A 20,981-nucleotide genomic window follows, 5' to 3' on the forward strand; every position below is an offset into this window, starting at 1 on the left:
CGGCGTCCCGACCCCTGCACTCAGTGGACTTTCCCGTAGCGCTTCAGCACGTGCTGGGCCATGCCGTTGGCCAGCTCGTTTTCGCCGAGGAAGACTTTTCCGGCGGCTTCCCGTTCCAGCAACTCGGCCTCTTCCTCGTTGTGGGTGCGCAGCACCGTCTCGATCGTCGGGTTGAGGGTGCGGGCGGTGGTGATCATCTGCCGCGCGTTGAAGGTGTCGGGGATGGCCACCACCAGCATGCTGGCGCGGGCGATGTGCGCCTGGATCAGCACCGCCGGGTCCGTGGCGTCGCCCGAGACGGCGGCGCCGCCGTCGGCGCGCAGGCGTTCGACCAGTTCGCGGTTCTGCTCGGCCACCACGTAGGGGATGTCGCGTTCGGCCAGAGCCTTGGCGATGCGCCGGCCGACGCGACCGTAGCCGACCAGCACGACCTGGCCGGACAGGTAGCGTTCGTGGGTGCTCATCGGCAGTTCGGCCAGCGGATCGACGGGATGTTCCAGCCGCCGCGCCAGCTTGGAGTGCGAGTCCAGCCAGGCCTGCAGCGGCTCGGCGGTCTTGAACACCACCGGGTTGATGGCGATCGAGATCAGCGCGCCGGCGAGGATCAGGCTCTGGCCTTCCACCGGCAGCAGGCCCAGGCTCACCCCGAGTCCGGCCAGGATGAAGGAGAACTCGCCGATCTGCGCCAGGCTCGCCGACACGATCAGCGCGGTGTTCAGCGGGTAGCGCAGGAGCAGGACCAGGGCGGCGGCGGCGATCGACTTGCCGACCACGATGATGCCGACCACGGCCAGTACCTGCAGCGGTTGCTCGACCAGCACCCGCGGGTCGAAGAGCATGCCCACCGAGACGAAGAACAGCACGGCGAAGGCCTCGCGCAGCGGCAGCGACTCCTCGGCGGCGCGGTGGCTGAACTCGGATTCGCGCAGCACCATGCCGGCGAAGAAGGCCCCCAGGGCGAAGGATACGCCGAACAGTTCGGCCGCTCCGTAGGCGATGCTCACCGCGGCGGCGACGATGCACAGGGTGAACAGTTCCCGCGAGCCGGTGGCGGCGACCAGCCAGAGCAGCTTGGGGAACACCCGGCGGCCGCCCACCAGCATCAGGGCGATGAAGGCCGATACCTTGAGCAGGGTGAGGGCGAGGGTGCCCCACAGGTTGCCGTCCGCGCCCTCCGCGGTCGTACCGCCCAGCCAGCCGGACAGCGGCGGCAGCAGCACCAGCACCAGCACCATGGCGAGGTCCTCGACCACCAGCCAGCCGACCGCGATGCGCCCGTTCAGGGATTCGAGGACGCCGTGCGCCTCCAGGGTTCTGAGTAGCACCACGGTGCTCGCCACCGACAGCGCCAGGCCGAACACCAGCGCACCGCCGAGGCTCCAGCCCCAACTGATGGCGACGACGGCGCCGAGGGCGGTGGCCACGGCGATCTGCAGCATGGCGCCCGGCAGGGCGATCTTGCGCACTTCCAGGAGGTCGTCGAGGGAGAAGTGCAGGCCGACGCCGAACATCAGCAGCATCACGCCGATCTCGGCGAGTTCGTGGCCGAGATGGGTATCGGCCACGAAGCCCGGGGTGAAGGGGCCGAGGATGATGCCGGCCAGCAGGTAGCCGACCAGGGCCGGCAGCCGGAGGCGGGCGGCGAGGACACCCAGCACCAGGGCCAGGCCGAACGCAGTGGCCAGGGTGGTGATCAGGGGAAGGCTATGCGGCATGGGGATGCTCCCTGCCGGTCACGACGGGGAAATGGTCGGGCATACGGGCTCCTTGGATATGCGGGGCGATAAAGTGTAGCGACACCATAACGGATTGATCGGTGGTTGCCTGCCCTCGCTGGCTCTGTTTCTGTATCCCGATTTATCCGCCCGGTCCGGAAGTACGTTTTTATTTGCGGCAAACACTACTAAAAGCAATGTGCGCCGGGCACATCACGCATAAAGAGAACAATTTTTATCTGAATGATTTTAAAGGATTTTTATATTTATTTTATATAAAAATCCTCTGTTTCGGGTGTGGTACGGCTGTTGCAGTTTCACTGTCAGCCAATTAGCCGATAGCTCATCAGGAGATTTCCCATGCCCTACAAGATCAACGGTTCCGAATGCACTGCCTGCGCTGCCTGCGAGTCCGAGTGCCCGAACGACGCCATCCATGAAAAGAACGGCGTCTACGCCATCAAGAGCGAACTGTGCACCGAATGCGTGGGCGACCACGACGAACCCCAGTGCGTGTCGAACTGCCCGGTCGATTGCATTCGCATCGACAAGAGCGTACCGCGCTACCAAGCCCTCTGAGCCCCGTCACCCCCTTATCGGAGTGCCATCCCATGCACAGCGTCGTCTGTATCAAGCAGGTGCCGGACTCGGCCCAGATCCGGGTTCACCCGGTCACCAACACCATCATGCGCCAGGGTGTCCCGGCGATCATCAACCCTTATGACCTGTTCGCCCTGGAGGAGGCCCTGCGCCTCAAGGATAAGTTCGGCGGCACGGTCACCGTGGTCACCATGGGCCCGCCCATGGCCGAGGCGGCGCTACGCAAGTGCCTGTCCTTCGGCGCCGACGACGCCATCCTGGTGTCGGACCGGGCCTTCGCCGGCTCCGACACCCTGGCCACTTCCTATGCCCTCAGCGCCGTCATCCGCAAGATCATGGAAGACATGCCGGTGGACCTGATCTTCACCGGCAAGCAGACCATCGACGGCGACACCGCCCAGGTCGGGCCGGGCATCGCCAAGCGCTTGGACTACCAGTTGCTCACCTATGTGTCCAGGATCGTCGACGTCGACACCGCGAAGAAGGAAATCCAGGTGGAGCGTCGCGCCGAAGGCGGCGTGCAGTTGCTCGAGACCTCCCTTCCCTGCCTGATCACCATGCTGGAAGGCACCAATGAAATGCGTTTCGGCGATCTGGACGACCTGTTTCGCGCCGCGCGCCACGAACTCAAGGTCTGGGACCGCGTGGCCGCCGGCATCGATACGGTGGAGATGATCGGCCTCAAGGGCAGCCCCACGGTGGTCAGCAAGGTCTTCGCGCCCAAGCCCCGCAGCAAGCGCGCCGAACTCATCGAAAGCCACGACAGCGATCCGAAGAATCTGGCCGAGGCCGCGCTGGCCAAGCTGTTCACCCAGCATCCCAACTTGGAACAGGAAATCGCCAAGCGGGCGGTCTGAGGAGCGAACACATGAGCGAACAACCGAAAAAGCCGACGAAGAAGAAGGTCGAACTGGACCCGCGCTTCGTCGATTACCGTCACGTCTGGGTCTGCATCGAAAGCGAGCGCGGCGTGGTGCACCCGGTTTCCTGGGAACTCCTGGGCGAGGGCCGCAAGCTGGCCGACGCCCTGGGCGTCGAGCTCTACGGTGTGGTCATCTGCGGCCCCGGCGAGCGCGGCAAGGAAATCTGCGGCGAAGCCTTCCAGCATGGTGCCGACAAGGCTTATCTGCTGCAGCACGAAATCCTGCGGGACTACCGCAACGAGCCCTACACCAAGGCGCTCACTGACCTGGTCAACAGCTACCAGCCGGAAATCCTCATGCTCGGCGCCACCACCCTGGGCCGCGACCTGGCCGGCTCGGTGGCCACCACCCTGGGCACCGGCCTGGTGGCCGACTGCACCGAACTGGTGATCGACACGGAAACCCGCAACCTGGCCTCCACCCGTCCGACTTTCGGCGGTTCCCTGCTGTGCACCATCCTCACCCAGCGCCACCGGCCGCAGATGGCCACCGTGCGGCCGCGGGTGATGGCCATGCCGGAGCCCGACGCCAGCCGCAGCGGCGAGATCATCGAGGTGCCGTTCTCGATGATCGAGACCGACATCATCACCAAGGTGCTGGAGTTCATTCCCGACGATACCCGCGACAAGCCCAACCTGCCTTTCGCCGACATCATCGTCGCCGGCGGCCGTGGGCTGCGCAACCAGGAGAATTTCCAGCTGGTCTGGGACCTGGCCAAGGTCCTCGGCGCCGAAGTGGGCGCCTCGCGCCCCATCGTCCAGGCCGGTTGGGCCGAGCTGGACCGCCAGGTCGGCCAGTCCGGCAAGACCGTGCGGCCCAAGCTGTACATCGCCGCCGGCATCTCCGGCGCCATCCAGCACCGGGTGGGCATGGACGGGGCGGACGTGATCATCGCCATCAACACCGATCCCAACGCACCCATCTTCGATTTCGCCCACTACGGCATCGTCGGTAACGCCATCACCGTCCTGCCGGCACTGACCGAAGCTTTCAAGGCCCGTCTGGGACAACTGAAAAAAGCCGGCTGACAGGAGAACATCATGGCTGAAAGATTCGACGTGATCGTGGTCGGCGCCGGCATGGCCGGTAACGCCGCCGCATACACCCTGGCCAAGGGGGGGCTCAAGGTGCTGCAGATCGAGCGGGGCGAAACCCCCGGTTCGAAGAACGTGCAGGGCGCCATCCTCTATGCCGACGCCATCGAGAAGATCATTCCCGACTTCCGCGACGACGCGCCCCTGGAGCGGCACCTGATCGAGCAGCGCGTGTGGGTGATGGACGACGCTTCCTACGTCGGTACCCACTACCGTTCGGAGGACTTCAACAAGCCGCCCTACAACCGCTACACCATCATCCGCGTGCATTTCGACCAGTGGTTCAACAAGAAGGCCCGCGAGGCCGGCGTGCTGACCATCTGCGAAACCACCGTCACCGATCTGCTGATCGAGGGTGGCAAGGTGGTGGGCGTGCGCACCGATCGCCAGGGCGGCGAAGTCCGTGCCGACGCGGTGATCCTGGCCGACGGGGTGAACTCGCGCCTGGCGGTGAAGGCCGGCTTCCAGCCGGAGATCAAGCCCGAGAACGTGGCCCTGGCGGTGAAGGAAATCCATTTCCTGCCCCAGGAAACCATCGAGGCGCGCTTCAACATCGGCGAAGAGGAAGGCGTGGCCATCGAGATGGCCGGCAAGATCAGCGCCGGCATGATGGGCACCGGCTTCCTCTACACCAACAAGGAGTCGATCACCCTGGGGGTCGGCTGCATGCTGTCCGACTTCAAGCAGCAGAAGATCTCCCCCTATGAGCTGCTGGACCGGATGAAGACCCACCCCTCCATCGCGCCCTTGATCGCCGGCAGCGAGATGAAGGAGTACGCCGCCCACCTGATCCCCGAAGGCGGCTACAACGCCATTCCCCAGGTATACGGCGACGGCTGGATGATCGCCGGCGACGCCGGCCAGTTCGTCAACGGCATCCATCGCGAAGGCTCCAACCTGGCCATGACCACCGGCATGCTGGCGGCCCAGACCCTGGTCGAGCTGCGGGCCGCGGACAAGCCCTTCAGCGCCGCCAACCTGGCCGAGTACAAGAAGAAGCTGGACGACAGCTTCGTCATGAAGGACCTGAAGAAGTACCGGCGCATGCCGGAGATCTTCCACAAGAACAAGCAGTTCTTCACCACCTATCCGGACCTGCTCTCCAGGGCCGCGCAGACCCTTATCCGGGTCGATGGCGTGGACAAGAAAACCAAGGAAAAGGAAATCAAGAAAAGCTTCATCGCCTCACGTTCGCTGTTCGGGCTGATCGGCGATGCCTTCAAGTTCTGGCGTGCCGTCGAGTAAGGAGAAAGCCCATGTCGAAGATCGAAGAAAAGCTGTTCCAGGATCGTTATCGGGTCGACTCCGGCCGGCCGCACATCAGGATCAAGGACCCCGACCATTGCACCGAATGTCTGGAAAAGCAGTGCACCGTCTGCTGTCCGGCCGGTTGCTACACCCGCGAAACCAACGGCAAGGTCACCCTGGTGACCGACGGCTGCCTGGAGTGCGGAACCTGCAGGATCATTTGCCAGGACAGCGGCAACCTGGAGTGGGAATGGCCCAGGGGCGGATTCGGAATCCTGTTCAAGTTCGGTTGAGGGATGACAATGAACGATATCCAGCTTTTTCTGGCCCACGCCATCCAGTTGGAGAAGGAGTCGGCGCGCCGCTATGAGGAACTGGCCGAGGCCATGCAGAGCCTCGGCAGCACGGAGGTGGCCGAATTCTTCCGGCAGATGGCGCACTATTCCCGCCTGCACCTGAAGGAGGCCATGCAGCGTGGCGGTTTTCACGACCTGCCGAAGCTGGCCCCCGATGCCTACGAATGGCCCGAAGGGACGAGTCCCGAAGCGGCCGCCTGGGCCGGCGCGGATGGTTTCATGGACGTGTCCGGCGCCCTGGACCTGGCCCTGGACGGCGAGCGTCGCAGTTGCGACTACTACCGGGCCATCGCCGAGAGGACCCCGGACCCGGAAGTGAAGCGCATGGCCGAGGCTTTCGCCGAGGAGGAGGCCGAACACGTGGCCCAGTTGGAAGCCTGGCGGAGCCGCTCGGCCAAGAACTGAAGTCGTTTCGGACTCGGCCGGCAGGAGCGGTTCGAACCGCTCCTGCCGGCCGGTTCGTCAGTGGAGTGGCTTGCCGGGGTCCTCGAGCACCGGCTGGTTGCGGGTCTTCCACAGGGACACCAGGACGCCGCCGAGCAACAGGCCGAAGGTGACGCCGAGCGAGATGCCGGCCGGGATCTTGCCGATGATGTTGACCAGGAAGATTTTGGCGCCGATGAACACCAGCACCAGGGCCAGGGCGTACTTCAGGTAGGCGAAGCGGTGGATCAGCGCCGCCAGGGCGAAGTACAGCGCCCGCAGGCCGAGGACGGCGAAGATGTTCGAGGTGTAGACGATGAAGGGGTCCAGGGTGATGGCGAAGATCGCCGGCACGCTGTCCACCGCGAACACCACGTCGGCACACTCGATCAGGATCAGTGCCAGCAGGAGCGGGGTGGCCCAGATCACGCTTTTGCCGCTGGCGTTGGGCTGGCGGACGAGGAAGCGCCCGTCGTGCAACTGGTCGGTCACCCGCAGGTGGCTGCGCAGGAACCGGACGAACTTGTTGTTTTCCATGTTCTGTTCGTCATCGACTCTGGAAAACAGCATTCTCAGGCCGGTCAGCAGCAGGAACAGGCCGAACACGTAAAGGATCCAGTGGAACTGGGTGATCAGCGCGGCGCCCAGGCCGATCATCAGCGCACGCAGCACGATCACGCCGAGGATGCCCCAGAACAGCACTTCATGCTGGTATTTGCGGGGAATGGCCAGGTAGCCGAAGATCATCGCCATGACGAACACGTTGTCCATCGACAGCGACTTCTCGATCAAAAAGCCGGTGTAGTATTCGAGACTCGCGTCCGCTCCCTTCCAGTGCCAGACCAGCAGGCCGAACAGCAGCCCCGCGCTGATGTAGCCGGCCGACAGCAGCAGGCTTTCCTTCACGCCGATTTCATGATGGTCGCGGTGCAGCACGCCGAGGTCGAAGGTCAGCAGCGCGACGACGATGCCGATGAACAGCAGCCACAGCCAAGTGGGTGTACCGAGAAAAGCGGTCGAGGCAAACGCCATGAAAGCGTCCATAAGCCCCTCCTTGCAATGTCGAAGTTGAAGGATCGGTGACTCCGACATGGCGGCGGCAGCCGTCAGAGGGGCCCGGCGTCACGTATTCAGGCTAGTGATCCGGCGCGCAGGACTCAAGCCCGAAGCCGTTGCAAGCTTTTTCGGAGCGCCAGGCGGCGTGCTCCGCTGGAGTTCAGGGCTCGAAGCGGTAGCCGACGCCGATCTCGGTGATGATGTGCCGCGGCTGGGCCGGGATACGCTCGATCTTCTGCCGCAGATGGCCCACGTAGATCCGCAGGTACTGATTGTTTTCCAGCGCGTGGCTGCCCCAGATCTGCAGCAGCAGTTGCCGGTGGGTGAGCACCCGGCCGGGGTTGGAGGCCAGCAGGATCAGCAGGCGGTACTGGATGTCGGTCAGATGCAGGGGTTCGCCGGCACGGGTGACCGCGCGGTGCACGCAGTCGATCCGGCACTCGCCGAACTCGATGATCGGCTCCAGTTGTTCCCGCTCCGAAGGGTTGCGGCGCAGCAGGGCACGCACCCGCGCCAGCAACTCGGAAACCCCGAAGGGCTTGGTCAGGTAGTCGTCGGCGCCGGCATCCAGGGCGGTGACCTTGCTGATTTCCTGGGAGCGGGCGGAGAGCACCAGGATGGGCACCGCGGACCAGATCCGGTAGTCGCGGATGAAGTTGATGCCGTTGCGGTCCGGCAGGCCCAGGTCGAGGATCAGCAGGTCCGGCTTGCGGGCGCCGGCTTCCACCGCGCCCTGGGCGGCGGTACCGGCCTCGATGATGGTGTAGCCTTCGCCTTCCAGGGTGGCGGCCACCAGTTCGCGGATCTGCGGGTCGTCCTCCACCAGCAGGATGGTCGGGGTTTCGCTCATGTCTCGTCCTTCAAGTCGCTCAGGGTAGGCGCGCTGCCCAGCGGCAGGCGCAGGCGGAAACAGGCGCCGCCGCCCATGCGGTTTTCCGCCAGTACCTGGCCGCCATGGGCCTCGGCGATACTGCGGGCGATAGCCAGCCCGAGGCCGACTCCAGGGATATTGGACTCGGTCTGGCCACGGCGGAACAGGCCGAACAGCTCCTCGGCGCCCTCGGGCGGCAGTCCGGGGCCCCAGTCGCAGACCATCACGTCCAGCCAGTCGCCGAAACGGCGTACCACCAGCTCCACCGGGGTATCGGCCGGCGAGTACTTGATGGCGTTTTCCAGGAGGTTCCACAGCACTCGCTCCACCAGCACCGCATCGAAGCACAGCGGCGGCAGGCCCAGCGGGATGTCCAGGGTGATCTCCCGGTCCTTCCACTGGGTGCGGACCTGGCGCAGGGTGGCGCCGATGACTTCGTCGATCGGCTGCCAGGCCTCGTTCAGTTCGATGTTGCCGGAGCGCAGGCGGGCCATGTCGAGCAGGTTGGTGACCAACTGGTTGATCGACAGGGCCTGATTGCGCAGGGCGTTCAGCATGTTCTTCTGGCGCTCCGGCGAGGCCTTGCCGAGGGCCAGGGTGTCGGCCAGTCCGACCATCACCGTCAGCGGCGTGCGCAGGTCGTGGGACAGCGCGGAGAGGATGGAGCTGCGCAGGGACTCGGCGGCTCGGCGCAGTTCGGTTTCCCGGGCGATCTCGGCGAAGTGGGTGCGCTCCAGGGCGACGGTCAGCACCGACGAGGCGGTTTCCAGGAAGGTGCGGGTCGCATCGCTGCCTGCCTGGGTCGCCGGCAGTTCGCAGGCCAGCACGTGCTGCGGGCCGCTGGCGATCAGCGGGACCAGGGCCAGCGTGTGCTGCGGGTCGCTGCCGGCGCTCATCAGGGGATGGCGGCTGGCGAGGGCCGACTGCAGCAGCGCTGCGGTGAGCGGGGCCGGCGGCGCGGCCAGGGCGCTTTCCGGCAGGATGCGGGTATGTTCGGCCTGCAGCGCGGTGCGGAGGAAGCGGCTGGCTATCTCCTCCACTTCGGTCGGCTTCTGCGCAGCGGTCAGGTGGCGGGCCAGATCGTACAGGGCATGGGTCTGGGTTTCCCGGGCCTGCACCTGCTCGGCCTGGCCCTTCAGGGAGGCGGTGAGATGCCCGACCAACAGGGCTACCACCAGCATGACCACCGCAGCCAGCAGGTACTGGACCTCGGTGATCGCCAGGGAAAACAGCGGCGGAACGAAGACGTGGGCGTAGAGCAGGGCGCTCAGCAAGGCCGTGGCGATGGCCGGGCCGCGGCCGTAGTGGCTGCCGATGACGACGACGGCCAGTACGTAGAGCAGCGCCGTGTTGGAGAGGTCGATAGCTTCCTGCAGCGGTAGCATGAGCAGGGTGAGGCCGACGCTGACCAGGATGGCGGGCAGGAGTTTATGCAGTGTCACGGTGGCCTGGTCTTACCCCGGGGTCTCGAAGACGGGACATCCTATCGGGAGCGGAATAAAAACGGTATAAAAAACGACCAGTTACAGTTCGTCTTTCGTCATCGGGCGAGCGTGAACTCCAGGTCTCGAAGAGGGCAGGACATCGTTGCGCGGGTGTGTGAGAAGGTGATTCGGCAGGATGTGTTTGGGGTCTTCTTGAAAGTTTTGTGACAATGCCGCCCCCTTTCCTGAGCTCCCTCACATGCTTGACCTTTTGCTTGAGTTGGACGGCTGGCTGCTCGTCGGTCTGGCCGTGGCGCTGACCTTCGTTCTGGCCTTCGAATTCATCAACGGCTTCCACGACACCGCGAACGCGGTGGCGACGGTGATCTACACCAAGGCCATGCCGCCCTATCTGGCGGTCTTCGCATCCGGGGTGTTCAACTTCCTCGGCGTTCTGCTGGGCGGTGTCGGCGTGGCTTATGCCATCGTGCACCTGCTCCCCGTCGAGCTGCTCATCGACGTGAACACCGGCCGCGGGCTGGCCATGGTCTTCTCGCTGCTGGCCGCCGCCATCGTCTGGAACCTGGGCACCTGGTATTTCGGCATCCCGGCCTCGAGTTCGCATACCCTGATCGGCTCGATCCTCGGCGTGGGCCTGGCCAATACGCTGTTGACCGATGTGACGGTCTCCGAAGGCGTCAACTGGCAGAAGGCCGCCGATATCGGCATTTCACTGCTGTTCTCGCCGCTGGCGGGTTTCCTGGTCGCCGGCTCGATCTTCCTCGGCCTGAAGCTGTGGAAGCCGCGCTCCTCCATGCATAGCTCCCCACAGCAGCGCAAGGCGCAGATAGGCAAGAAGCATCCACCGTTCTGGAACCGCCTGATCCTGGTCCTGTCGGCCATGGGCGTGAGCTTCGTGCATGGTTCGAACGACGGCCAGAAGGGCATCGGCTTGATCATGCTGGTACTGATCGGGATAGTGCCCGCGCACTTCGCCCTCAACCTGGACAGCACGGCCTACGAACTCGACCGGACGCGCGACGCGGCCGTGCATCTGCGCGACTTCTACCAGCGCAATGCCGGATCGCTCGCGGAATACCTGGCGCTCGGCAAGGGCAACGGCACCGACCTGCCGGAGAAGTACCGCTGCGATCCCAAGCAGACCGAGGTCACCCTGGAAGCCCTGATGGCGGCCCTGGACGGGGCGCGGGTCTATGCGGAGCTGCCGGAGCAGATGCGGGTCGACATTCGCCGCTATCTGCTCTGCCTGGACGACTCGGCGCGCAAGGTCGGCAAGCTGGAGGAACTGTCGGCGGCGGAGAAGAGGGATCTGGAGAAGCTGCGCAAGGATCTGCGGGCGACGACCGAGTACGCGCCGTTCTGGGTGGTGATGGCGGTGGCCATGGCCCTGGGCCTGGGAACCATGATCGGCTGGCGGCGCGTCGTTCTGACCGTGGGCGAGAAGATCGGCAAGGAGGGTATGACCTATGCGCAGGGCATGAGCGCCCAGGTCACGGCCGCCATGGCCATCGGCTTGGCCAACCTCTACAGCCTGCCGGTCTCGACGACCCATGTGCTGTCGTCCGGCGTGGCGGGTAGCATGGTCGCCAACCGGAGCGGCCTGCAGGGCGGCACGGTGGGGAGCATTCTCCTCGCCTGGGTGATGACCCTGCCGGCGGCGATGGGACTGGCCGCAGGTCTGTATCTGCTCGCCAATTACCTGTTCATCGGCAACTGACCCGCGCTCCGGGGGGACCGGCAGGAACGGGCCGGTCCGCCACGGCCTACGGCGATGCCGCGCGCAGGCAAGGGGGCCGGCCTGTGTCGGTTGCGGATATGGACGTCCCGGCGCCAAGGTGCCTGCTGCCTTGCCTGCCTCACGCGCAGGGGCGATGCGGGGCGGTCCGCTCCGGGATTCCGCTTTTCCGGTGTTGGCCGGGACGATCGGGAGAGGGGGATTTCGAAGGAGGGGCCATCGCGCCGCCCCGGCGGGGCGGCGGTTGGCGATCAGCGGTCGCGCAGCGAATAGGCGAAGGGCGCCACCACTTCCAGGGTGCCGTTGGTCAGCAGCTCCGCTGGTGGGGGCGGTAGCGGCTCGGCACGGCGGATCATCTGCAGGGTGGCCTGATCCAGGGCGATCCTGCCCGAGCGGGCGACCAACTCGTAGGACAGCAGCCGGCCCTGGCCGTCGATCTTGAAGCGCAGGGTGACGGTGCCTTCGTCGCCGCGGCGGCGAGACTCCGGCGGGTAGCGCTTGTAACGGCTCAGGTGCGCGCGCAGGATGCCCTGCCAGGTCGGCATCGCGTTCGACGACCCGGGGGTGCCCATCTGACCGGCCGGCTTCGCGTTGCTGTCCGCGGCGTTCGATGCCCCGGCGGCGGCCGCGTTGCCTTGCGCCTGGCTCTGGGCGACCTGTTGCTGCGGCTCGGCGTCCTGCTTCTGCTCTTGCTTCTGTTCCTGCTTGGGGTCGGGCTTTTTCTGCTCCCGCTTGGCCTCGGTCTTGGGTTTCGGCTTGGGTTTTTCTTTCTGCTTGGGCTTGGGCGGCGGCAGGGCCAGCTTGGGCTTGGGCGCCTCGATCGGCTTCGCCTGCGCCAGCATGTCGGGTTGCGCTTCCGGTTCCGGCTCTGGCTCCGCCGTCGGGGGCGGTGGTGCGGCCGCCGCAGCCGCTGCCGCGGCAGGAGCGGCGGCGGGCGCCAGGTCCACCATCATGGCCGGTGGCGGCGGCGCCAACTGGATCGGCTTGCTCTCCGGCCGCCAGTACAGCGACCAGAGCGCTATGCCGACGTGCAGGCCGAGCACCAGCAGCAGGCACAGGCCCCAGCGCGGCAGAACACGCAGTTGTTCGCTCATGGCTTGCCCACTGTCTCGAGGCCGACCAGCCCGATCTTCAGGTAGCCGGCGGTACGCAACAGATCCATGACCTCCATCAGTTGGCCATATTCCACGTCCTCGTCGCCACGGACGAAGATGGTTTCTTCCTTGTCGCCCTTGGTCTGCTGGTCGAGCGTGTTGCCGAGCAGGTCCGGCTCCACCCTGTCGTTGCCGATATAGAGACTGTGATCCTTCTTGATGCTCAGGTAGATCGGCTGGTCCGGGCGTGGCGTCGGCTGCGCGGTCGAGGCGGGCAGGTCGACCTTGACGTCCACGGTGGCCAGCGGGGCGGCGACCATGAAGATGATCAGGAGCACCAGCATGACGTCGATAAAGGGGGTGACATTGATGTCGTGGGCTTCCTGGAGGTCATCCCCCCCCTCGTTCATGTGCATTCCCATGGCTTACTCCACTGCCGCCCTGAGCGATACCGGCGCCGGACTCTGACGGACGTTCGACGGCTGGTCAAGATCGCGGCTGACCAGCAGCAGCACCTCGGACGAGAGGTTGGCGACCTGCGCCTTGTAGGCGGCGATGGAACGGGCGAAGACGTTGTAGATGATGACCGCGGGGATCGCCGCGACCAGGCCGATGGCGGTGGCCAGCAGGGCCTCGGCGATGCCGGGGGCGACCACCGCGAGGTTGGTGGTCTGCGATTTGGCGATGCCGATGAAGCTGTTCATGATGCCCCAGACGGTACCGAACAGGCCGACGAACGGCGAGGTGGAGCCGATGGTGGCGAGTACGCCGGTACCTACGCTCATCTTGCGGCCGCATTCGGCGACCAGGCGTTCGAGACGGAAGCTGACGCGCTCCTTGATGCCGTCCTTGTCGATGGTGCCGGCGGAAAGCTGCAGTTCTTCGCGGGCGTCGGCGATCAACTTGGCCCTGAGGCAGTTCTCGCCGCTCGGCAGCGCGGAGGCCTGATCGAGGGTCCGCAGGCCCTTGATGTCGGCCAGCGACCGCTGCAGGCGACGGCGCGCGCCGAGCAGTTCGAGCCCCTTGGCCATCCAGATGGTCCAGGTGACCACCGAAGCCAGCAGCAGGCCGATCATCACGCCTTTCACCACGATGTCGGCGTTCTGGTACATGCCCCAGGGCGACAGGTCGTGGGCCAGACCGGACTCGGCCGGCTCCTCCGCCTCGCCGGGGACGGCTGCCGAGCTGGCGTCGGCCGGCGCGGCGGCACCGGCTTCGCCGGCGGGCTGGCCCGCGGCCGCTGTAGCCGGATCGGTCGGCGCGTCGGTCGCAGGCAGCGCCGGAGCGCCCGCGGCAGGCGGCGTTGCCGCTGCGGAAGGAGACGCGGCGGTGGAGGCTGGAGAGGTGCCGGGCGCCGTCGCATTGGGCGTCGTCGCCGCGCCGGACGTCGATTCGACGGCCTGGATGGCGGGCGCCAGCAGCAGGCTGCAGAGCAGCAGGGCGGCGGGCAGACGACGGCGTGGGACTGATCGGGTTGGCTGGGCGCTGGAAAGGATAGGGTACATGGGCCGGATATCTGAGTGAGGGCAGTGTCGCTGCCAGGATAGTCGGAGCCACCAAGGGAAGGGCCGCTTCAGCCTTATTATGGATAAGGATCGCGGGCCTGGCCGTCACCTTGGCGATTTGTTAGGCAATTATCCTAACCTCATAACAGGAAAATGGATACAAAGGATAATCACTCTTGTCTTCACGATCGGCCGATCGGGCTGCGCCATGTTGACGCAGCGGACCGCTCTGGCTCGCCGGCGGCGAGGTCCGGGACGGACGCCGCTTCGTGGGCAGAAGGCGACCGGTATCCTCCAGTGGGGATACCGGGTTTGCCCGCGTCGCCGGAAACCCTGGCGATCGGCGAGCAAGGCGTCGAGAAAGGCAGGCTTGCGGGCCCGGGCAGTCAGAGCAGGGGGATGTTGTAGCTCACCATCACGCGGTTCTCGTCGCGATCGACGGTGCCCGAATCGTTGCCGCGCCAGGTGCCGTTGCGCCAGTCGATGCCCAGGCCCTTGAGCGGGCCGCTCTGCACCTTGTAGCCCAGGTTGATGTCGCGCGCCCATTCCTCGCTGTTGCCCCGCCGGCCATTGACGGTGTCGTCGATGTCGGTGCCATTGTAGTAGGTGGTGCTGAACGTCAGGCCGGGCATGCCGATCCGGGCGAAATCGTAGGCATAGCCGACCACCCAGGTCTGTTCGCCGGCGCTGGCGAATTTCGCCGCCTGGATGTTGGTATTGGTGATCAGGTAGAGCGAGCGGCCGGTGCCTGAGTCAGGAGCGAGGCTGGGGAAGTCGCTGTGGCCGGTGACTTTCTGATAGCCGGCCTTGATCGCGTGCCCGGCCAGGCTGTAGGTGAACAGGGCGCTCCACAGCTTGTTGTCCACTTCGTAGCGGTCGGAGTCGTTGCCGGACCACCAGCCCTGCGCGCGATAGCCGTCGGCCCGGCCGGAGGCGGAGGCGTTGGCGCCCGTGGAGGAACTGTCGTAGTAGCGCAGGTCGGTCTTCAGGGAGCCGACCGGCAATGCCCAGTTGTGGATCAGGCCGACGAAGTGCTGCTCGTAGAAGTCCTGCAGTTTGCCGAAGTAATAGCTGAGGACCAGGTCCTTGTTGAGTTTGTAATCGAAACCGCCATACAGGAACTGGTTGCTGAACTGCCCCGTCTTGCGATTGTTCGAGCCCTGGATGGACAGGCTGTCGCTGTTGCTGGAGTTTCGCTCGGTGGAGTGTTCGAGCTTGCCGGCGATGAAGGTCAGATCCTTTATTTCCCTGGAGGTGATCTGGTAGCCCTCGTAGGTTTGCGGCAGCAGGCGGCCGTCGTTGTAGATCACCACCGGCAGCTTGGGCCGCAGGGTGCCCACGTGCAGTTCGGTTTGCGAGTAGCGCATCTTGCCGGTCACGCCGACACGGCCGAAGTCGCGCTTCGACTTGCCGTTGCTCTCCAGCGGGAAAGTGCCGCTGGTGCCCGGTGCCCGGTCGGCATCCGCTTTGCCCGCGTGGCTGCCGCTGTCCAGGCGGATGGCATAGGTACCCAGCACATCCAGGCCGAAGCCCAGCGCGCCTTCGGTATAGCCGGACTGGAAGTCGAGCAGGAATCCCTGCCCCCATTCATCGAGCCGGGGAGAATCCGCTTTGTTGCGGGTGTCCTGATTGATGTAGTAGTTGCGCAGGGTGAGCGTGGCCTTGCTGTCCTTCAGGAACTCCGCGCTCGCCTCTTCGACGAACGATCCACCGGCGATGGCCAGCAATAGACTCAGATTGGAAAACGATCGGTTCATGTCCGCTGTGCGAAAGCGTCGCCGGAAAACATGCCGGAGCATTTTCCACGACTGCTTATCGCTTTCTCCCGTATATAAGAAATAACGATGTTTGGCGCTTCATGAAGGATCGACCTGCTTGCACGGGCATACGACGCCCCGTCGGAAACTCATGTGCATATTGGCCGGCCGCGTCCCCGATGCGCGGGGCCGGTCCTGACGCGTTCGAATGCAAATGAATCGTCGGCTCGAAAGGGCTTTCGCTGTTTGCACGCCTGAGCTCGTGTTCGAGATGCGATGGCTTTGGCACAGGTGATCCGGCGGGGTGGAGCAGCCGTTGTTTTCACCCATGTTCCCTTCCGCGAGGCGGCGTGCTCCGAGACCGACTCGGGTCGCATCGACACTGACCGGGAGTTCCCCGCGCAGCGGCCCGGCAACGGTTTCGATCGATGGTTCTTCTTTTTATTGTCATAAAACCTAAATGAATCTAAATATTTCTATATATTGATAAAATAGAAAATTGCGAACTTGACCTTGTACTCGAGTGCAACAATCAGAGGTTGCATTTGGCGTCGATATGGAAAATACCGCTGCGAAGGGCGAACGCCCGGTGGGATGGCCCGCTGGCTGGGCAGCCTTGCGTGGAAAAGGTCCGAGCGTCTTGCCGGCGCTGCCGGAGCCCGGAAAGGGCTCCGGCAGCGCCACGGGGGCCGGAAGGGGCCGGATCGGCTTCAACTGGCGCGCGTGTACAACGCCAGGGCGGCGCCGATTTCCCCGAGTATCGCCGGATCGTCGATGGTCATGGGCGTGGCCACCTCCTCGCCGTTGGCGATCTTGCGCAGCACCGCCCGGAGGATTTTGCCCGAACGGGTCTTCGGCAGGCGCTTGACCGTCGCTATCCGCTGGAAGCAGGCCAGCGCGCCGATCTGCTCGCGGATCGAGGCGGTCAACTCCCGCTGCAGTTGCTCCTCGCGGATTCGGCTGCCGTCCTTGAGGACGATCAGGCCCAGCGGCACCTGTCCCTTGATCGCGTCGGGGATGCCGATCACCGCGCATTCGGCCACCGCCGGATGCCGGGCCACCAGGTCTTCCATTTCTCCGGTGGAGAGGCGGTGGCCGGCCACGTTTATCACGTCGTCGGTGCGGCCCATGATGTAGACGAAGCCCTCGTCGTCCAGGTAGCCGCCGTCGCCGGTGTGGTAGTAGCCGGGATAGGAGCTCAGATAAGAGCGCAGATAGCGCTCGTGGTCGTTCCACAGGGTCTGCGCGCAGCCCGGCGGCAGGGGCAGGGCGATGACGATCGAGCCCTGCCGGTTCGCTCCGAGCAGGTGACCCTGTTCGTCCATCACCTGGACGCGATAGCCGGGCACCGGGCGGTTGCTCGAACCGTGGCGTGCGGTGTGGCCCTCCAGCCCGGCGCAGGGAGCGGTGACCGGCCAGCCGGTCTCGGTCTGCCACCAGTGGTCGTGCACCGGCTTCCCGGTCAGTTCCTCCAGCCACCGGTGGGTGCTCGAATCGAGCTTCTCGCCGGCCAGGAACAGGTGCCGCAGCGAGCCCAGGTCGTGGCGCCCGCTCAGTTCGCCCGAAGGATCTTCCTTGCGCATGGCGCGGATCGCCGTCGGCGCGCAGAACAGGCCGTTGACGCCGTATTCCTCGATCACCCGCCAGTAGGCGCCGGCGTCGGGCGTGCGGACCGGCTTGCCTTCGTAGAGGATGCTGGTGCATCCGTTCATCAGCGGGCCGTAGACGATCAGCGAATGGCCGACCACCCAGCCGACGTCGGAGATGCCCCACCAGACGTCGCCGGCCCGCATGGCGTAGACATGGCGCATGGCGAAGCTCAGGGCCACCGCGTTGCCGCCGTTGTCGCGCACGACGCCCTTGGGTTTTCCGGTGGTGCCGGAGGTGTACATGATGTACAGCGGATCGCCGCTGTCCAGGGGCACGGGCTCCACCGGCGCGGCCAGCGGGACCCTGGCCTGCCAGTCCAGGTCGCGCCCTGGGAGCAGCGCGGCGCTCGCTTGTGGCCGTTGCAGCACCAGTACGTGCCCGGGCTGGTGGCTGGCCAGTTCCAGGGCCTTGTCGACCAGCGGTTTGTATTCGATGACCCGGTCGAACTCCAGGCCGCAGGACGCGGTGAGCAGCAGTTTGGGCCGGGCGTCGTCGATGCGCAGCGCCAGTTCGTGAGGGGCGAAGCCGCCGAACACCACCGAGTGCACCGCGCCGATCCGCGCGCAGGCGAGCATGGCCATGGCCGCTTGCGGCACCATCGGCATGTAGATGATGACCCGGTCGCCCTTTTCCACGCCCAGCTCGCGCAGGGCGCCGGCCAGGCGCGCCACTTCGTCGCGCAGTTCGCGGTAGCTGTAGCGGGCCTTGCCGCCGGTGACCGGCGAGTCGTGGATCAGGGCCGTCTGCTCGCCACGGCCCTGTTCGATCTGATGATCCAGGGCCAGATAGCAACTGTTCAACCGGCCGTCGGCGAACCACTGGTGCGTGCCGTCCGCCAGGGCGCGGAGAATTTCCGTCGGCTGGCGGAACCAGCGCACGGCCTGCGCCTGTTCGGCCCAGAAACCGGCGGGATCGGCGATGGAGCGTTCATGGTAGTGCTGATAGTTCATCTTTTCGGCTCTCTATTGTTGTTATTGGGGAGAACGGCGAGTGCACGGGAACCGCGACCGTAGCGGGTCGGAGCGGACGAGGCCTTTCGCTGCGACGGCGGCGACTCGGCCGGCGGAGATGGGGCGGCGTCCCGGACGGTGGTCCGGGGAGGACGCTTCGTTCATCGATCCCTCTGCATCATTGTTCTTGTGTGAGGTTCGCGTGAAGCGGGACTGTCGGGCGAGCGGCCGCCGGCGTCCCGAGGGCGGGCGGAACCCGCGGATCGCGCCCGATGCTGCGGGCTTTCCCTTGCATGCGGGGTCCATCGCCTCTCGTCACTGAGCCTAACAGCGCCCCTGTCCTTATCAAGACGGCCGGGTGCAGAGCCGTTCTGCATTTATGCACAGGTGCCGGGCGTGTGGGCCGGGGCTGTGCAAGGATGCCCAAGCGTTGCATGATCGGCGCCGTGATCTCCCCCAAGGCAAGGACATGGACTGGGACAATCTGCGCTTCTTCCTCGAACTGGCGAGGGCGAAAAAGCTGACCGTGGCGGCCCGCCGTCTCGGCGTGGACCACACCACGGTGGCGCGGCGCGTGCAAGCGCTGGAGAAGAGCCTCGGGCAGCCGCTGTTCATCCGCGGCAGCTCGGGCTACGGGCCGACGGAGGCGGGGCGCCGCCTGCTGGTCCAGGTGGAGGCCATGGAAAGCGCCTACCGCGCCATCGAGCAGGACGATCCGGACACGGCCGACCAGTTGTCGGGGCTGGTGCGGATCGGCGCGACCGAGGGCTATGGCATCGAACTGCTCGCCGGCCAGTTGGCGGCCCTGACCCGGCGTTATCCCCACCTGGGCGTCGATCTGCTGGCGGTGCCGCGCATGGTGCGGCTGTCGCGCCACGAGGCGGACATCGTCATCACCCTGGAGCGTCCCGAACGCGGGCCCTACATCATCACCCGGCTGACCGACTACGTGCTGCGCCTCTACGCCTCGGCGGACTACCTCGCCGCGCAGCCGCCGATCCGCAGCCGCGACGACCTCCGGCAACACGGCTTCGTCAGCTACATCGAGGATCTGCTCTACAGCAAGGAGCTGCATTACCTGGACGATATCGGCCGGCCCCGGCAGGTCGCCCTGCGCAGCACCAGCATCCTCGCCCAGCAGAAGGCCGCCGCCGCCGGCGCCGGCATCGCCATCCTGCCCAGCTTCGCGGCGCGCAAGGACCCGGCGCTGGTCGAGGTGCTCGCCGACCAGGTGGAGTTCACCCGCACCTTCTGGATGCTGATGCCGGTGGAAAGCAAGGATCTGGCGCGGATGCGCGTGACCTGGGATTTCTTGCGGGAGATGGCCCGCCAGCACCAGGACCTGATGATGGGGCGCTGAGCGGCAGGCCCGCTGCGGGCCCGCCGCCGGGGCTCACAGCGGATAGTGGGCCAGCTCGCGGGCGATCAGCAGGCGCTGGATCTCGCTGGTGCCCTCGTAGATCTGGGTGATCCGTGCGTCGCGGTAGTAGCGCTCCACCGGATAGTCCTCCAGGTAGCCGTAGCCGCCGTGGATCTGGATGGCGCTGGAGCAGACCCGTTCGGCCATTTCCGAGGCGTACAGCTTGGCCTGCGAGGCTTCCGACAGGCAGGGCAGGCCGGCGCCCTTCAGGCGCGCGGCATGCAGGATCAACAGGCGCGCGGCGTTGAGCCGGGTATGCATGTCGGCCAGCAGGTTGGCGATGCTCTGGTGTTCGCAGATCGGCTTGCCGAACTGCACGCGCTCGCGGGCGTAGGCCAGCGCCGCCTCGAAGGCCGCGCGGGCGATGCCGAGCGCCTGGGCGGCGATGCCGATGCGCCCGCCCTCCAGGTTGGAGAGGGCGATGGCCAGTCCCTTGCCGCGCTCGCCGAGCAGGTTTTCCGCGGGGATGCTGCAGCCGCTCAGGTTCACCGCGCAGGTGTCGGAGGCACGCAGGCCCATCTTGTGTTCGCTGCGCTCGACCACGAAACCGGGCGTGTCGGTGGGCACCAGGAAGGCCGACAGGCCCTTCTTGCCGAGTTCGGGGTCGGTCACCGCGAAGACGATGGCGAGCTTCGCGCGCCTGGCATTGCTGACGAACTGCTTGGCGCCGTCGAGTATCCAGCGATCGCCCGCGAGTTCGGCGCGGGTACGCAGGTTGTGCGCCTCCGAGCCGGCCTGCGGCTCGGTCAGGCAGAAGCAGCCGATGGCCCGGCCGGCGGCCAGTTCGGCCAGCCAGGCGTCCTTCTGCGCCTGGCTGCCGTATTGCAGGAGGGGGCCGCAGCCGACCGAGTTGTGGATGCTCATCAGCGCGCCGAGGGCGCCGTCGCCGGCGGAGATTTCTTCCACCGCCAGGGCGTAGGCGACATAGTCGATGTAACTGCCGCCCCATTCTTCCGGCACCACCATGCCGAGCAGGCCCAGCTCGCCCATCTGCGCCACCAGGGCATCGTCGATCCAGCCGGCCTTTTCCCACTCCTTGGCCCGCGGAGCGACCTCGCGCCGGGCGAAGTCCCGGGCCATGTCGCGGATCATGCGTTGTTCTTCGCTCAGTTCGATATCGTGCATCGCGTTCTCCTCCG

General features: G+C 65.8%; 18 protein-coding genes. 8 read left to right on the plus strand and 10 right to left on the minus strand.

The annotated features are described in order from the left end of the window. Positions 1-20 precede the first annotated feature (20 nt). The gene (locus AVCA_RS04720; RefSeq protein WP_012699704.1) at positions 21-1,715 is read right to left on the minus strand and encodes a cation:proton antiporter domain-containing protein; all 1,695 of its coding nucleotides are present in this window, start codon (positions 1,713-1,715) and stop codon (positions 21-23) included. A gap of 360 nt (positions 1,716-2,075) precedes the next feature. Here AVCA_RS04720 and AVCA_RS04725 point away from each other — a divergent pair, with 360 nt between their 5' ends. The 6 genes from AVCA_RS04725 to AVCA_RS04750 are packed head-to-tail and all read left to right on the plus strand — an operon-like array spanning position 2,076 to position 6,341. Next, entirely contained in the window at positions 2,076-2,294 is a 219-nt protein-coding gene (locus AVCA_RS04725; RefSeq protein ID WP_012699705.1) for a 4Fe-4S binding protein, read from the plus strand. Positions 2,295-2,326: 32 nt separating this feature from the next. Beyond that, the gene (locus AVCA_RS04730) at positions 2,327-3,172 is read left to right on the plus strand and encodes an electron transfer flavoprotein subunit beta/FixA family protein (protein ID WP_012699706.1); all 846 of its coding nucleotides are present in this window, start codon (positions 2,327-2,329) and stop codon (positions 3,170-3,172) included. An 11-nt stretch (positions 3,173-3,183) separates the two neighbouring features. Continuing rightward, the gene (locus AVCA_RS04735) at positions 3,184-4,266 is read left to right on the plus strand and encodes an electron transfer flavoprotein subunit alpha/FixB family protein (protein ID WP_012699707.1); all 1,083 of its coding nucleotides are present in this window, start codon (positions 3,184-3,186) and stop codon (positions 4,264-4,266) included. Positions 4,267-4,278: 12 nt separating this feature from the next. Beyond that, on the plus strand, positions 4,279-5,577 hold the full coding sequence (locus tag AVCA_RS04740) for an FAD-dependent oxidoreductase (protein ID WP_012699708.1): 1,299 nt from the start codon (positions 4,279-4,281) through the stop codon (positions 5,575-5,577). Positions 5,578-5,588: 11 nt separating this feature from the next. After that, on the plus strand, positions 5,589-5,873 hold the full coding sequence (locus AVCA_RS04745) for a ferredoxin family protein (RefSeq protein ID WP_012699709.1): 285 nt from the start codon (positions 5,589-5,591) through the stop codon (positions 5,871-5,873). 9 nt (positions 5,874-5,882) lie between these two features. Continuing rightward, positions 5,883-6,341 (plus strand): ferritin-like domain-containing protein, encoded by a 459-nt coding sequence (locus AVCA_RS04750; RefSeq protein ID WP_012699710.1) that lies wholly within the window; start codon positions 5,883-5,885, stop codon positions 6,339-6,341. Between the two features lie 57 nt (positions 6,342-6,398). Here AVCA_RS04750 and AVCA_RS04755 read toward each other — a convergent pair whose 3' ends face one another. The 3 genes from AVCA_RS04755 to AVCA_RS04765 form a co-directional block, all read right to left on the minus strand. Further along, on the minus strand, positions 6,399-7,403 hold the full coding sequence (locus AVCA_RS04755; RefSeq protein WP_012699711.1) for a TerC family protein: 1,005 nt from the start codon (positions 7,401-7,403) through the stop codon (positions 6,399-6,401). Between the two features lie 172 nt (positions 7,404-7,575). Next, a complete protein-coding gene (locus AVCA_RS04760) occupies positions 7,576-8,265 on the minus strand; it encodes a response regulator (RefSeq protein WP_012699712.1) in 690 nt (229 codons plus the stop codon). Continuing rightward, complete coding sequence (locus AVCA_RS04765; protein WP_012699713.1) at positions 8,262-9,728, minus strand: DUF4118 domain-containing protein; 1,467 nt, start codon at positions 9,726-9,728, stop codon at positions 8,262-8,264. Before AVCA_RS04765 ends, AVCA_RS04760 begins: the two co-directional genes overlap by 4 nt. 241 nt (positions 9,729-9,969) lie before the next feature. Here AVCA_RS04765 and AVCA_RS04770 point away from each other — a divergent pair, with 241 nt between their 5' ends. Beyond that, positions 9,970-11,448, plus strand: coding sequence for an inorganic phosphate transporter (locus tag AVCA_RS04770; protein WP_012699714.1), 1,479 nt, complete (start codon positions 9,970-9,972; stop codon positions 11,446-11,448). Positions 11,449-11,717: 269 nt separating this feature from the next. On the opposite strand, the gene AVCA_RS04775 is transcribed toward AVCA_RS04770, so the two are convergent. The 5 genes from AVCA_RS04775 to AVCA_RS04795 all read right to left on the minus strand — a co-directional run bounded on the left by AVCA_RS04775 (position 11,718) and on the right by AVCA_RS04795 (position 18,422). Next, complete coding sequence (locus AVCA_RS04775) at positions 11,718-12,560, minus strand: energy transducer TonB (RefSeq protein ID WP_012699715.1); 843 nt, start codon at positions 12,558-12,560, stop codon at positions 11,718-11,720. Beyond that, entirely contained in the window at positions 12,557-12,982 is a 426-nt protein-coding gene (gene exbD / locus AVCA_RS04780; RefSeq protein WP_012699716.1) for a TonB system transport protein ExbD, read from the minus strand. The genes AVCA_RS04775 and exbD overlap by 4 nt, the downstream gene beginning before the upstream one ends. A gap of 3 nt (positions 12,983-12,985) precedes the next feature. Next, a complete protein-coding gene (exbB, locus tag AVCA_RS04785; protein WP_012699717.1) occupies positions 12,986-14,065 on the minus strand; it encodes a tonB-system energizer ExbB in 1,080 nt (359 codons plus the stop codon). A gap of 386 nt (positions 14,066-14,451) precedes the next feature. Further along, positions 14,452-15,822: an OprD family outer membrane porin gene (locus AVCA_RS04790; protein ID WP_012699718.1), complete on the minus strand. Its 1,371-nt coding sequence runs from the start codon at positions 15,820-15,822 to the stop codon at positions 14,452-14,454. 710 nt (positions 15,823-16,532) lie between these two features. Beyond that, positions 16,533-18,422, minus strand: a complete 1,890-nt coding sequence (locus AVCA_RS04795) for a propionyl-CoA synthetase (protein WP_012699720.1) — start codon at positions 18,420-18,422, stop codon at positions 16,533-16,535. A 469-nt stretch (positions 18,423-18,891) separates the two neighbouring features. On the opposite strand from AVCA_RS04795, the gene AVCA_RS04800 reads away from it, so the two are divergent. Further along, the gene (locus AVCA_RS04800; protein WP_012699721.1) at positions 18,892-19,782 is read left to right on the plus strand and encodes a LysR family transcriptional regulator; all 891 of its coding nucleotides are present in this window, start codon (positions 18,892-18,894) and stop codon (positions 19,780-19,782) included. Between the two features lie 33 nt (positions 19,783-19,815). Here the strand turns inward: AVCA_RS04800 and AVCA_RS04805 are convergent, their stop codons facing one another. Beyond that, positions 19,816-20,967 carry an acyl-CoA dehydrogenase family protein gene (locus tag AVCA_RS04805; protein ID WP_012699722.1) on the minus strand — a complete coding sequence of 384 codons (1,152 nt, stop codon included), beginning with the start codon at positions 20,965-20,967 and terminating at the stop codon, positions 19,816-19,818. Positions 20,968-20,981: the final 14 nt, after the last annotated feature.

This window comes from Azotobacter vinelandii CA, from assembly GCF_000380335.1.
GTDB lineage: Bacteria > Pseudomonadota > Gammaproteobacteria > Pseudomonadales > Pseudomonadaceae > Azotobacter > Azotobacter vinelandii.